The following is a 12,818-nucleotide window of genomic DNA, read 5'->3' on the forward strand; positions in this document are numbered from 1 at the left end:
GGAGATACCGATATGAGCAACAAGAAGACGCAGATTGGCGAAGGCGCCATGGTCGAATACGTCACCGCGATGATCGGCGGCCAGCTGTTCGGCCTGCCGATCTCCCGCGTCCAGGACGTGTTCATGCCCGAGCGCGTCACCCGCGTTCCCCTGTCCTCGCGCGAGATCGCGGGCGTCCTGAATCTGCGCGGCCGCATCGTCACCGTGGTCGACATGCGCGCCCGTCTCGGCCTGCCGGCCGAGGACGGCAAGACTCCGATGGCGGTCGGCGTCGACCTCCGCGGTGAATCCTATGGCCTGCTGATCGACCAGATCGGCGAAGTGCTGCGCCTGCCCGAGGCCGGCATGGAAGAGAACCCCGTCAACCTCGATCCCCGCATGGCCAAGCTCGCCGGCGGTGTCCACCGGCTCGACGGACAGCTCATGGTCGTCCTCGACGTCGATCGCGTCCTCGAGCTCGCCCCTGACATGATGGCGGCCTGATCCTGATCCGGCGGCATGGCCGCCGGCGGACTTGCAATTGGAAGTGCCCCGCAAAGGGGAGGAAGCAGAGGTTCACATGCGAACTTGTCTCGTCGTTGATGATTCCAGCGTCATCCGCAAGGTTGCGCGCCGGATCCTGGAGGGTCTCGACTTCCAGATCCTCGAAGCCGAGGACGGTGAGAAGGCGCTGGAAGCCTGCAAGCGCGGGCTGCCCGATGCGGTGCTGCTCGACTGGAACATGCCGGTGATGGACGGCTACGAGTTTCTCGGCCATCTCCGCCGCATGCCCGGCGGCGACCAGCCCAAGGTGGTGTTCTGCACCACCGAGAACGACGTCGCGCATATTGCACGCGCGCTGCACGCCGGTGCCAACGAATACATCATGAAGCCCTTCGACAAGGACATCGTGACGGCGAAATTCCAGGAAGTCGGACTTATCTGAGCGGACTCCCGGAGGCTGAACGGATCCTTCGGCGTTTGTTTTCAACTGTACCGTTTCAGTCTGAGTTGGTGAGTAATGAGTGTTGCGTTCGCAGGGAATTCGACCACGAGCCCGTCGCGCGAAGCCGGCCCATTGCGGGTGATGGTCGTCGACGACTCCGTCGTCATCCGCGGTCTGATCTCGCGCTGGATCGGTGCCGAGCACGACATGGAGGTCGCGGCTTCGCTGCGCACCGGTCTTGAGGCGGTCAACCAGATCGAACGCATCAACCCCGATGTGGCCGTGCTCGACATCGAAATGCCCGAACTCGATGGTATCTCGGCGCTGCCGCAATTGCTGGCGAAGAAGCGCGATCTCATCATCATCATGGCCTCGACGCTGACCCGCCGCAACGCGGAGATCAGCTTCAAGGCGCTGTCGCTCGGCGCAGCCGACTACATTCCGAAGCCGGAATCGACGCGCGAAGCGTCGGCCGCGGACATCTTTCATCATGACCTGATCCAGAAGATCCGCCATCTCGGTGCGCGGCTGCGCCGCAAGCCCGCGGTTGCGAGCCCGCCGCTGGCGCCCGCGAGCCCTGCTGCTCCGGCTGCACGTGCACCCGCCATCGTGCGGCCCGCTGCGCCCACACCGACCCCGGCTCTGCATGCTCCGTCATCGGGGGCGCTGTCCACGCGTCCGTTCTCGTCCCAGGCCCCGAAGGTGCTGCTGATCGGCTCCTCGACCGGCGGTCCGCAGGCGCTGATGACGCTCGTCACCGAGCTCGGTCCTGTCATCGACCGCTTCCCGGTGCTGATCACCCAGCACATGCCGCCGACCTTCACCACCATTCTCGCCGAGCATTTGGCGCGGGCGAGCCGCAAGCCGGCGGCCGAGGCCGTTGACGGCGAGCCGGTGAAGCCGGGACGTATTTATCTGGCGCCCGGCGGCAAGCACATGCGCGTCGTGCGCCATGGTGCAGACGTTGCGATCGCACTCGACGACGGCCCCGCCGTCAATTTCTGCAAGCCCGCGGTCGATCCGCTCTTCACCTCGGCCATCGATATCTGGCACGGCAACATCCTCTCGGTGATCCTGACGGGCATGGGCTCTGACGGCATGCGCGGCGGCAAGGACATCGTCGCAGCCGGCGGCAGCGTGATCGCACAGGACGAGGCCTCCAGCGTGGTCTGGGGCATGCCTGGTGCTGCTGCGAATGCCGGCATCTGCGCGGCGATCCTGCCGCTCAACCAGATCGGCGCCAAGGTCAACCGCCTGTTCGCGGGAGACCGCGCGTGACGCCGACGGACTATGAGTATCTGCGCAAGTTCCTGAAAGAACGTTCCGGTCTCGATCTCTCGCCCGAGAAGCAATATCTGGTCGAGAGCAGGCTGCTGCCGCTCGCGCGCAAGGCAAGTCTTCCCGGTATTCCCGATCTCGTGCTGAAGATCAGGAACGGCGATGGCCGGCTTGCGACCGACGTGGTCGAAGCGATGACCACGAACGAGACCTTCTTCTACCGCGACAAGATCCCGTTTGATCATTTGCGCGAAACGATCCTGCCGGGCCTGCATCAGGCGCGCGCGGCGCGCAAGTCGCTGCGGATCTGGTCGGCGGCGTCCTCGACGGGGCAGGAGCCCTATTCGATCGCGATGTGCGTGAAGGAGATGGGCGCGGCCTTTGCCGGCTGGCGCATCGAGATCGTCGCCACCGATTTGTCGCAGGAGGTGCTGGAGAAATCCAAGGCTGGCCTCTACAGCCAGTTCGAGGTGCAGCGCGGCCTGCCGATCCAGCACCTGATGAAGTATTTTACGCAAGCTGGCGAACTCTGGCAGCTCAATGCCGACATTCGCGCGATGGTGCAATTCCGCCAGCTCAACCTGTTGCAGGATTTCTCCCATCTCGGCACGTTCGATGTGATCTTCTGCCGCAACGTGCTGATCTATTTCGATCAGGACACCAAGGCCGTGATCTTCGAGCGGATGGCGAAGGGGTTGGAGGCCGACGGCACACTGCTGCTCGGCGCCGCCGAATCCGTCGTCGGCATCACCGATGCGTTCCGTCCGATCACCGAGCGCCGCGGTCTCTATCAGCTCAACCCCGCGCGCTCCGGCCGCCCGATGGGCGGTTTGATGCCGCCATCGTTGAAGGTTGCCGCGGCGAGGTGAATCTCTCCTCGTCATTCCGGGGCCGCGCGTAAGCGCGGAGCCCGGAATCCATAACCACAGGCCATCGTAAAAGGCAGGCGGTTAGCGAGGGGCCGTTCGATCTGCTTGCGGTTATGGATTCCGGGCTCGCGACTGCGTCGCGCCCCGGAATGACGGGAGCCTCACAAAATCGCATGCGGCAGAAAGCGCGAGCGGTTGCCCGTGATCGGACTTGCGTCTTCGCGGATGGATAACCCGCACGGCTCGTGATTGACCAGCCAGCTTCCCACCACCACGTAGCAGCCCGAAAAATTCGGCAGCGGCGACAGCGCCTGCCGCACGAAGCCTTCCGCGCCGTACGGGCCCGCCTGCTCGTCGAGCGGCGTGCCGCCCGACACCAGCGTGACATTGGCGCCTTCGCGCGAGAGCAGCGGCTTGCGCACATAGGATGATCCGAGTTCAGCAGCGCGTGGATCATCCTCGAAGAAGGCGGGCAGCAGATTGGGATGGTTCGGAAACATCTCCCAGAGCAACGGCAAAATGCCCTTGTTGGAGAGCACCGCCTTCCACGGCGGCTCGATCCAGCGCGTCGGCGCGCTCACAAGCTTGGCGCCGAAGGCGTCGTGAAACATCCATTCCCAGGGGTAGAGCTTGAAGACGAGCTCCATGTCGTTCTCGCCGAGATCGACGAAGCAGCCACCCTCGTCGCGCCAGCCGACCTGCTCGATGTCGAGCAGCGTGGTCGAGAGCCCGGCCTGGCGTGCGGTGTCTTCGAGATAAGCGAGCGTGCCGGCGTCTTCCTCATTGCCGGTGGCGCCGGCGAGATGGACATGGCGGCCGGCTGCAATCTCCTTCCACGCCGCGATCAGCCGCTCGTGGATGGAGTTGAACTGATCGGCGCGCGCCGGGATGACGCGGCGTTCTATCGCCTGTTCGAGCCAGGTCCATTGAAACACCGCGGCCTCGAACAGCGAGGTCGGCGTATCGGCGTTGTATTCGAGCAGCTTCGCCGGCGACTTGCCGTCGAACTTCAGGTCGAGCCGGCCATAGAGGCTGCGGTCGCCGCGCTTCCAGCTCTCGGCGATGAAGCCCCAGAACGCTTCCGGAATCTTGAGGCGCCGCAGATGACGCTCGTCGCCGATGACGCGGCCCGCAAGCTCCAGGCACATCGCGTCGATCTCGCCGGTCGGCGTTTCGATGCCGCGTTCGATCTCGTCGAGCGTGAAGCCGTAATAGGCGCGCTCGTCCCAATAGCGGTCGCCGCCGATGGTGTGGAAGACGAAACCGCATTGCGCGGCGGTCTCCCGCCAGTCGTCGCGCTCGAGACAGGTGATGCGCTGCATGTCATTTCCTGCGCATGATCTTGCCGGAAAACCGGTGGCCACTTTTCCGGATCATGCGCTAGCCGCCGCCCGAGAAGCCATGGCCGAACGAGCCGAAGCCGCCGCGGCTCACGCTGCTGTGGCCCGAATCCGATGACGTTCCCGACGAGGAATGGCTCGAGGAATCACTGCTGAAGAAGCTCGATCGCGACGACGAGCCCGAACCGCCGCTGCCGCTGCTGGAGGAGCTGCGGCTGCTGCTGCACGCGGTGCTCGTCTGCACGGCTGGATCCGTTCCGGCAGGAGCCGGCTCGCAGTGCTGGCGCGGCATCAGCGTGTACGCGGTGGTGCCGACCGCGAGCGTGCCCATCACCAGCAACGCGACGTGGCCGGAGCGCTTCACCGGCGGCCGCGGAGGCGGCGGCTCGGCCGGCGGCCGGCGCTTGCCGAATTCCTTTTTGGAGGGTTTGTCCGCCATGTCAGTAGATCATGCAGGCGGCGTTCAGCAGGCCTGCGGCGAGCGAGGAGAGGCCGAGCCAGATCGCCGGGGCGAGCTCGCCTGCGGCAATCCGCGCTGACAGGTTCGGCACCGGCACCCGCACCAGAAACAGCACGATGATCTGCACGATCAGCGCGATGATCGCCCAGACCATGCAGTCCAGCACGTTGGCCGAATGGGCGATGGCGCTGACCAGCGGCGCCACGAAGCCGAGCAGGCTGAGGCCGAGCGCGATCGCGGCCGCCGGCTCGTTGTCGCGGATCAGCTCGAACTCGTTGTGCGGGGTGATGCGGGTGTAGACCAGCAGATACGCCACGATCGCGATCAGGCCGGTGCAGAAATAGACCAGGAAGGCGGGCAGGCCGGCCAGCGATTGCAGGATCATCGTTCCCCCATCATGCAGCGACCATTCGTCGGCGGGGGAAGGGTAGCGGTTCAATGGCGCAAGGACGATGGGGCGGCGTTCGCGTCCCCAAAAAACAAAACCCCGCCATTTGCGGCGGGGTCCAGGCTGGGAGGAGCAAGCCCCGAAGGGCTCGCGACGTAAACCGGATCAGGCGGGAATGCGCTCTTCCTGCTCGTGCGGCTCGCGCAGCACGTAGCCGCGGCCCCACACGGTCTCGATGAAGTTGCGTCCCTCGGAAGCGTTGGCCAGCTTCTTGCGGAGCTTGCAGATGAAGACGTCGATGATCTTCAGCTCGGGCTCGTCCATGCCGCCATAGAGATGGTTGAGGAACATTTCCTTGGTGAGGGTGGTACCCTTGCGGAGCGAGAGCAGCTCCAGCATCTGGTATTCCTTACCGGTCAGATGCACGCGCTGGCCACCGACTTCGACGGTCTTGGTGTCGAGGTTGACGACGAGGTCGCCGGTCTGGATGACCGACTGGGCGTGACCCTTAGAGCGGCGCACGATCGCGTGGATGCGGGCAACCAGCTCGTCCTTGTGGAAAGGCTTGGTCATGTAGTCGTCGGCGCCGACGCCGAGACCCTTGACCTTGTCCTCGATGCCGGCGAGGCCGGAGAGGATCAGAATTGGTGTCTTGATCTTGGAGACCCGGAGCTGCTTGAGCACGTCGTAGCCGGACATGTCGGGCAGGTTGAGGTCGAGAAGAATGATGTCGTAATCGTATAATTTACCGAGATCGACGCCCTCTTCCCCCAAATCGGTCGTGTAGACGTTGAAGCTCTCAGACTTCAGCATCAGCTCGATCGACTGCGCGACGGCGCTGTCATCTTCAATCAGCAAAACGCGCATGCCAGTTCCCCATAGTCGCCGCTCCTGGGCGTCAGGTCGGCCGCATTCGCGGCACTCAACAAAACGCCTTTGAACAACTGATTCGGATCCTGACAACAGATGGTTAACAAATCCTGATTCTGGAACGCAAGTCCCTCGGTGCAATTTTTCTCGAATCGCCCTAAGGTCTTGCGCGTGAAGCAGGTTTCGTCACCCGGTTCCGTTCAAGTTCCACTTTAAGAGACGGGCCTAACCGACTCCCGCGACTCAGCCTTCTTCTGAAGGGGAGTCACGCTCAGTCACAAAGACAGTGACGCAATGATTAACGATGCGGGTAAACACGAAGTTAAGCGCCGTTCAGAAATATGGCGAAATTTAAGGTTTTCCCCGTGAAGCCCCGGATCACAAAGGCGATCACCTTAATGACGGCCCTCTCATGAAGGCGCTTGCCGAACAGATCGGCGATATCGACGGCGTCAATATTTACGGTCGCGTCGTTGGCGTTCGCGGCCTGATGGTCGAGGTGGCCGGACCCATTCACGCGATGTCGGTCGGTGCGCGGCTCGTGATCGAGACCGGCGCCAACCGCGACATTCCCTGCGAGGTGATCGGCTTTTCCGGCAACAACGCCATCGTGATGCCGTTCGCGGGCCTCGACGGCGTCCGCCGCGGCTGCAAGGCGGTCATCGCCAACGCCGCCAATCAGGTGCGTCCGTCGATGGCCTGGCTCGGCCGCGTCATCAACGCGCTGGGCGAGCCGATCGACGGCAAGGGGCCGCTGCCGCAAGGGCCCGCGCCGATGCCGTACCGCAACTCGCCGCCGCCGGCGCATTCGCGCAAGCGTGTCGGCGCGCCGCTCGATCTCGGCGTGCGCGCGATGAACACCTTCCTCACCTGCTGCCGCGGCCAGCGCATGGGCATCTTCGCAGGGTCCGGTGTCGGCAAATCCGTGCTGCTCTCGATGCTCGCGCGCAACGTCGATGCCGCGGTCAGCGTGATCGGGCTGATCGGCGAACGCGGCCGCGAGGTGCAGGAGTTCCTCCAGGACGACCTCGGCGAGGAAGGCCTGGCGCGCTCCGTCGTCGTGGTCGCAACCTCGGACGAGCCGGCGCTGATGCGCCGCCAGGCAGCGTATCTGACACTCGCCGTCGCCGAGTATTTTCGCGACGAAGAGAAGGACGTGCTCTGCCTGATGGACTCGGTGACGCGCTTTGCCATGGCCCAGCGCGAGATCGGCCTGTCCGCCGGCGAGCCGCCCACCGCCAAGGGCTACACGCCGACCGTGTTCACCGAGCTGCCGAAGCTGCTGGAGCGGGCCGGGCCGGGCCTGGGCGAGGGCGCCATCACCGCGATCTTCACCGTGCTGGTCGACGGCGACGATCACAACGAGCCCATCGCCGACGCCGTCCGCGGCATCCTCGACGGCCATATCGTGATGCAGCGCTCGATCGCCGAGCGCGGCCGCTACCCCGCCATCAACATCCTCAAATCGGTCTCCCGCACCATGCCGAAATCGGCCGACCCGCAGTTCTGGCCCACCATCCAGAAGGCGCGGGCGGTGATGGCGACCTATGCCGACATGGAGGAATTGATCCGGCTCGGCGCCTACCGGGCGGGCTCCAGCCCGGAAGTGGACGAGGCGATCCGCCTGCACGAGCCGCTGGAAGCGTTCCTGAAGCAGCGGAAGGATGAAAATGCGTCACTGGCGGACGGCTACCGCCAATTGGCGCAAATCCTCGGCAATTTGGAAACGGAACGCTAACTTTGTCCCGTCATCATCCCATCCCACAGAGTAGCAGAGCCGGTCTTGGCCCCCGTCGGGCCAGTGGGGAGACCGGTGACGTCCCAATGTGTGTACGTCTTGCAGCCAAGGGACTTCTGGGGAGTATGAGTCGATGAAGTCACGTGATACCCTCATCCGCCTGAAGAAATTTCAGGTCGACGAGAAGCGCCGCCGGGTCACCCAGATCGAGACCATGATCGCCGACTTCCAGCGGATGTCGACCGATCTCGAGCGCGAGATCTCGACCGAGCAAGACCGTGCCGGGATCAACGATCCCTCGCATTTCGCCTATCCGACCTATGCCAAGGCCGCGATCCAGCGCCGCGAGAACCTGACCCGCTCGGCCGACGAGCTGAAGGGCCAGCTCGACGAAGCCAAGGGCGCTTTGGCCGAAGCCTTCGAGGAACTCAAGAAGGTCGAGCTCCTCGACGAGCGCGACCAGGCCCGCGAGCGCGCCGAAGAGAACGCCCGCGAGCAGGCTGATCTCGACAGCATCGGCCTCATGCGCGCCCGCATCGGCGCCGTCGCCTGAAGACACAGCCAGCGGTCAAACCGCCGAGAATTTGGAGAACCCGGACCCGCAAGGTCCGGGTTTTCGCGTTTGCTATCCACAGTTTGGCGCCCCGCCCCTTGGTGATGGGCTTTGCCGCGCGCTATGGTAGCGGAGTGCCAGGGTCCGCGCGAAACGCGACGGGCCCGCGTGTGGGGGGCTGAATGCTGACGCCAGCAGAGCTGGTCGGACTGATTGGGGAGGTCGCCAAGGGCGATCAGCCCGCGTTCGAGCGTCTCTACGTTGCCACGCGTGCGAAACTCTATGGCGTCGTCCTCCGTATCTTGCGCCGACAGGATCTCGCAGAGGAGGTCATTCAGGAGACTTACGTCAAGATCTGGAACAGCGCGGGGCAGTTCAATCCGGCCTTGTCGTCGCCGATCACGTGGATGGCGTCGATCGCGCGCAACCGCGCCATCGACATCGTGCGCAAGAAGACGGAAGTCTCCATCGAGGAGGAGCCGCAGGCGATGGAGGTCGCAAGCGACAGCCCCGATCCGCTGGCGCGGAGGGAAATGACCGAGGAGTTGAAGCGGCTCCTGGAATGCATCGGCCGGCTCGAGCCGGACCGTCAGAGGCTCGTGCTTCTCGCCTATTACAACGGCTGGAGCCGCGAGCAATTGGCGGAAAAATTCGCCGCGCCCGTCAACACGGTGAAGACGTGGCTCCGGCGCAGCATGTTGGATATCCGCGAGTGCCTCGGACTATGAGGGTTTTGTTGTGAAGGTGGTTCTGGACTGCATGTGATGGCCTACACGGAGGACCATATCGCGCTCGCCGCGGAATATGCGCTCGGCACCCTCGATGCCGGCGAGCGCGCGCAGGTCGAGGCCATGATGGCGGTGGACAAGGTGTTCGCCGATGTCGTGCAGTCCTGGGCCTACCGGATTGGCGTCCTCAACCAGATGGTCGGTTCGGTCGAGCCGCGTCCGATCGTGTGGGAGAACATCAAATCCGAGCTCGTGCGGACGAACTTTGCGCAGGAGATGCCTGCGATGTCCGAAATTGTGCCGCCGCTGCCCGCGCCGGAGGTTTCCTCGCTCGACACGGCGCCGCCGGAATTGCCATCCGAGGAGACGAAACAACCGGAGCCGCAGTCTCCCGAAGCCGAGCAGCCCGGCATCGTGCCGCCGGCCCCCAACGCGCTTCCCAGCGGCACGCCGATCTTCATGCCGCAGGTCCATGCGCCCGATCCCGAGGTCGTGCGCGCACCACCGGCGCCGGTCGCCGACAACGGCAATGTGATCCGGCTCGAGAGCCGCGTGAAGCGCTGGCGCACCGTCGCGTCCGCCGTGGGCGCTCTCGCGGCCGCGCTGCTGGTGACGCTGTCGCTCCAGATTTTCCAGCCCGATGCGTTGCCGGCCGCCTTGCGTCCGACACCGCTGATCCAGACTGTCGAGGTCAAGACGCCGCTCACGGCATCGTCGCAATACGTCGCGCTGTTGCAGGGCCAGGGCGGCGGCCCCGCTTTCATTCTCACGGTCGACGGCACGACCAAGAACTTCACCGTGCGCAAGGTCGGCGCGACGCCGGAGCCCGGCAAGAGCTTCGAGCTCTGGCTGATCTCCGACAAGCTGCAGCGTCCGCGTTCGCTCGGCGTGATCGACGGGGGTGATTTCACCGCGCGCACGTTGCTCGGCTCCTACGATCCCGATGTCGTCAACGGCGCCACCTACGCGGTCACGCTCGAGCAGGCTGGCGGTTCGCCCAATGGCCAGCCGACCTCGGCGCCGGTGTTTTCCGGCAAGCTGATCGAGACCGTGCCGCCGGGGCAGCCGCAGGTTCCGGCCAGGAAGTAAGTGCCGTAGCCCGGATGGAGCGCAGCGCAATCCGGGACATCCGTGCCACCAGGTGAGACCCCCGGCTTTCGCTGCGCTCCATCCGGGCTACGACCCCGCGTTCCTGTCGCCACGGTCCATTTCCCCGTCGTGCCGCGACAAGTCCCGCCAAATCGGCCCCGGATTTGAACCTTCGTCCATTTCCCCGCGTCAAATCCCCGGAATTTGCAGTCGGCGCCGCCGATCATGGTGCCGGAGAGGGGCTTTGAAATCAGATGGATGCAGCAAAGACGCCGGGCATCTTCGTCCACCAATATGCGGGTCTGCCGCAGGGTCCGGCTTTCGAACATTGGCGCGAGCGGACCTTCGGCTCCTGTGGCCTCGACATCGGGCCGAGCCATGGCGACAGCATCGATTGCCGGCTCCAGGTCAGCGTGGTCGACAACATCGCGCTCGCCATTCCCGAAGGCGCCTCGGCGCAATATTCACGCACGCAAAGCCATCTTGCCGACGGTAGCGACGATCTCGTGCTGATATCGGCACATGCGGGTCTCGTCCGCGTCAGGCAGAACGGTCATACCGTCGAGCTTGCCCCCGCGCAGATGGTGCTCGTCGACATGGGCGTCACCGGCTCCGTCGGCCACACCGAGGACGAACGCTTCACGTCCATCCGCATGCCGCGCCGCGCGCTGCTCGAGATCAATCCACGCGCCGAAGAGAAGCTCTCGCAAGTGCTCTCCGACGGCGCGGTCGCGGAGACGATCTTCCGCTACCACGCGCTCGCCGCCAATCACGCGCCGCATCTGGACGCCGTCGGCCAGCGCCTGACCGCGCAGCACATGGTCGATCTCGTCGGCCTGCTGCTCGGCACCGATGCCGAGCATGCGAGCCTTGCGCGCGGCCGCGGCCATGCGGCGGCCCGTCTCGATCTGATGCGCGCCGACGTGATGTCCGCGCTCGGCCGCAACGATCTGTGCCTGTCCGAGATCGCGACGCGCTCGGGCTTGAGCCCGCGCCAGGCGCAGCGCCTGTTCGAGCAGGCCGGCACCACCTTCACGGAATTCGTGCTGGAGCAGCGGTTGCTGCTGGCGCGAAAACTGCTCGGCGATCCCCGCGCGCGGGCGCGCAAGATCAGCGACATCGCGCATTCCTCGGGCTTTTCCGATTTGTCCTATTTCAACCGCGCCTTCCGCAAGCGCTTCGGCGCGACGCCGTCGGAGCTGCGCGAGGCGTAAGCCGCGCCGCGATTTTGTGCAGCGGCGCGCCGCTGCCGCAGTTGGTCGATCCAGGGAAATGCGCTAATCTGCCGGCACGAGACAGATCGCCGGATTCCCTGAAACAACGAAGTCAACGGACATGGCACGTATCGTCGTGCTCGGCGCCGGGTTTGCAGGTCTGTGGGCGGCGATCGGCGCCGCGCGCAAGCGCGACGAGATCGGTGCCGGCAGCGACATCGAGATCCGTCTCGTCGACCGCAATCCCTATCACAACATTCGCGTGCGCAATTACGAGGCCGATCTCAGTGAGGTCGCACTTCCGTTGCCGCAATTGCTCGATCCGATTGGCGTCACGCATGGCATCGGCGAGGTCGAGGCCATCGATCCCGTGCGGCGCGAGATCTCGCTGGTCACGAGCCGCGGCGACGAGACGCTGGGCTACGACCGCCTGGTGCTGGCGCTCGGCAGCGAAGTGATGCGTCCCGACATCCCCGGCCTTGCCGAGCATGCGTTCGACGTCGATACCTATGCCGCCGCGCTCCACCTCGAAAATCATCTCGCCTCGCTCGGACGCAACGCGCCGTCCCCGGGGCGTTCGACGGTCGTCGTGGTCGGCGCCGGTTTCACCGGCATCGAGGTCGCGGCCGAAATGCCCGACAGGCTGGCGCGCGCCGGCATCACCGGCAGCCGCCGCATCATCCTGGTCGATCCCAATCAGGCGGGCGGCGCCACCATCGGCGCGCATGCGCGTCCCGTCATCGCGACGGCATTGGCTTCGCTCGACGTCGAGACGCGGCTCGGCGTGCGTGTCGCATCACTCGAGGCGGCCGGCATGCGCCTGAGCTCGGGCGAATTCATCCCGACGCAGACGGTGATCTGGTGCGCCGGGATGCGCGCAAGCGGGCTCGCCGCGAGCTTCGCCGGTGCGCGTGATCGCCTTGGACGCCTGCTGGTCGATCCCTTCATGAAGGTTGCGGATGTCGCGGGCGTATTCGCGGCCGGCGACGTCGCCTCCAGCGTCATCGACGGATTGCATCCGACCGTGATGTCCTGCCAGTTCGCCCGCCCCATGGGCCGCTTCGCCGGCCACAACGTCGTCGCCGATCTCGCAGGCTTGCCGATGCTGCCGCTGCGGATCGACTGGTACGTGACCGTGCTCGATCTCGGCGCCTGGGGTGCCCTCTACACGGAAGGGTGGGACCGCGAGGTGCGGGCGACAGGCGCGGCCGCGAAGGCCACCAAGGAGACGATCAACCGCAAGCGCATTTATCCGCCGCTGTCGGGCAGCAAGGAAGAGCTGTTCGCAGCGGCAGCGCCAGATGTGCAAGCCCCGCCACCGACATATGGGACACCGCGTCGCTGAGCTATGCGTCCATCGGCCAAA

Annotated in this window: 14 protein-coding genes; 10 read left to right on the plus strand and 4 right to left on the minus strand. The window is 65.1% G+C overall.

Annotated features, from left to right (window positions below):
* Window positions 1-12: 12 nt before the first annotated feature.
* From AB7532_RS06625 to AB7532_RS06640, 4 genes are all read left to right on the plus strand, one after another.
* Window positions 13-483: a chemotaxis protein CheW gene (locus AB7532_RS06625; RefSeq protein ID WP_441234006.1), complete on the plus strand. Its 471-nt coding sequence runs from the start codon at window positions 13-15 to the stop codon at window positions 481-483.
* Between the two features lie 76 nt (window positions 484-559).
* Entirely contained in the window at window positions 560-925 is a 366-nt protein-coding gene (locus tag AB7532_RS06630) for a response regulator (protein ID WP_007600538.1), read from the plus strand.
* Between the two features lie 75 nt (window positions 926-1,000).
* Complete coding sequence (locus AB7532_RS06635) at window positions 1,001-2,203, plus strand: protein-glutamate methylesterase/protein-glutamine glutaminase (protein ID WP_441234007.1); 1,203 nt, start codon at window positions 1,001-1,003, stop codon at window positions 2,201-2,203.
* Window positions 2,200-3,072 carry a CheR family methyltransferase gene (locus AB7532_RS06640; RefSeq protein WP_441234008.1) on the plus strand — a complete coding sequence of 291 codons (873 nt, stop codon included), beginning with the start codon at window positions 2,200-2,202 and terminating at the stop codon, window positions 3,070-3,072. Before AB7532_RS06635 ends, AB7532_RS06640 begins: the two co-directional genes overlap by 4 nt.
* Window positions 3,073-3,233: 161 nt before the next feature.
* On the opposite strand, the gene AB7532_RS06645 is transcribed toward AB7532_RS06640, so the two are convergent.
* The 4 genes from AB7532_RS06645 to ctrA all read right to left on the minus strand — a co-directional run bounded on the left by AB7532_RS06645 (window position 3,234) and on the right by ctrA (window position 6,127).
* The gene (locus tag AB7532_RS06645; RefSeq protein WP_441234009.1) at window positions 3,234-4,394 is read right to left on the minus strand and encodes a glutathionylspermidine synthase family protein; all 1,161 of its coding nucleotides are present in this window, start codon (window positions 4,392-4,394) and stop codon (window positions 3,234-3,236) included.
* Window positions 4,395-4,452: 58 nt separating this feature from the next.
* Entirely contained in the window at window positions 4,453-4,851 is a 399-nt protein-coding gene (locus AB7532_RS06650; RefSeq protein ID WP_441234010.1) for a hypothetical protein, read from the minus strand.
* Window position 4,852: 1 nt separating this feature from the next.
* Window positions 4,853-5,257: a DUF350 domain-containing protein gene (locus tag AB7532_RS06655; protein ID WP_441234011.1), complete on the minus strand. Its 405-nt coding sequence runs from the start codon at window positions 5,255-5,257 to the stop codon at window positions 4,853-4,855.
* A gap of 168 nt (window positions 5,258-5,425) precedes the next feature.
* Window positions 5,426-6,127, minus strand: a complete 702-nt coding sequence (gene ctrA / locus AB7532_RS06660) for a response regulator transcription factor CtrA (protein WP_015688285.1) — start codon at window positions 6,125-6,127, stop codon at window positions 5,426-5,428.
* 415 nt (window positions 6,128-6,542) lie between these two features.
* Here ctrA and fliI point away from each other — a divergent pair, with 415 nt between their 5' ends.
* The 6 genes from fliI (at window position 6,543) to AB7532_RS06690 (ending at window position 12,797) form a co-directional block, all read left to right on the plus strand.
* The gene (fliI, locus tag AB7532_RS06665) at window positions 6,543-7,868 is read left to right on the plus strand and encodes a flagellar protein export ATPase FliI (protein WP_441234012.1); all 1,326 of its coding nucleotides are present in this window, start codon (window positions 6,543-6,545) and stop codon (window positions 7,866-7,868) included.
* Between the two features lie 133 nt (window positions 7,869-8,001).
* The gene (fliJ, locus tag AB7532_RS06670; RefSeq protein WP_441234013.1) at window positions 8,002-8,421 is read left to right on the plus strand and encodes a flagellar export protein FliJ; all 420 of its coding nucleotides are present in this window, start codon (window positions 8,002-8,004) and stop codon (window positions 8,419-8,421) included.
* Window positions 8,422-8,603: 182 nt separating this feature from the next.
* Entirely contained in the window at window positions 8,604-9,149 is a 546-nt protein-coding gene (locus tag AB7532_RS06675; protein WP_441234014.1) for a sigma-70 family RNA polymerase sigma factor, read from the plus strand.
* A 36-nt stretch (window positions 9,150-9,185) separates the two neighbouring features.
* Window positions 9,186-10,238 carry an anti-sigma factor domain-containing protein gene (locus AB7532_RS06680; protein ID WP_441234015.1) on the plus strand — a complete coding sequence of 351 codons (1,053 nt, stop codon included), beginning with the start codon at window positions 9,186-9,188 and terminating at the stop codon, window positions 10,236-10,238.
* A gap of 254 nt (window positions 10,239-10,492) precedes the next feature.
* A complete protein-coding gene (locus tag AB7532_RS06685) occupies window positions 10,493-11,452 on the plus strand; it encodes an AraC family transcriptional regulator (protein ID WP_441234016.1) in 960 nt (319 codons plus the stop codon).
* 121 nt (window positions 11,453-11,573) lie between these two features.
* A complete protein-coding gene (locus tag AB7532_RS06690; protein WP_441234017.1) occupies window positions 11,574-12,797 on the plus strand; it encodes an NAD(P)/FAD-dependent oxidoreductase in 1,224 nt (407 codons plus the stop codon).
* Window positions 12,798-12,818 lie beyond the last annotated feature (21 nt).

Source organism: Bradyrhizobium sp. 930_D9_N1_4, assembly GCF_052076015.1.
In the GTDB taxonomy this organism is placed as follows: domain Bacteria; phylum Pseudomonadota; class Alphaproteobacteria; order Rhizobiales; family Xanthobacteraceae; genus Bradyrhizobium.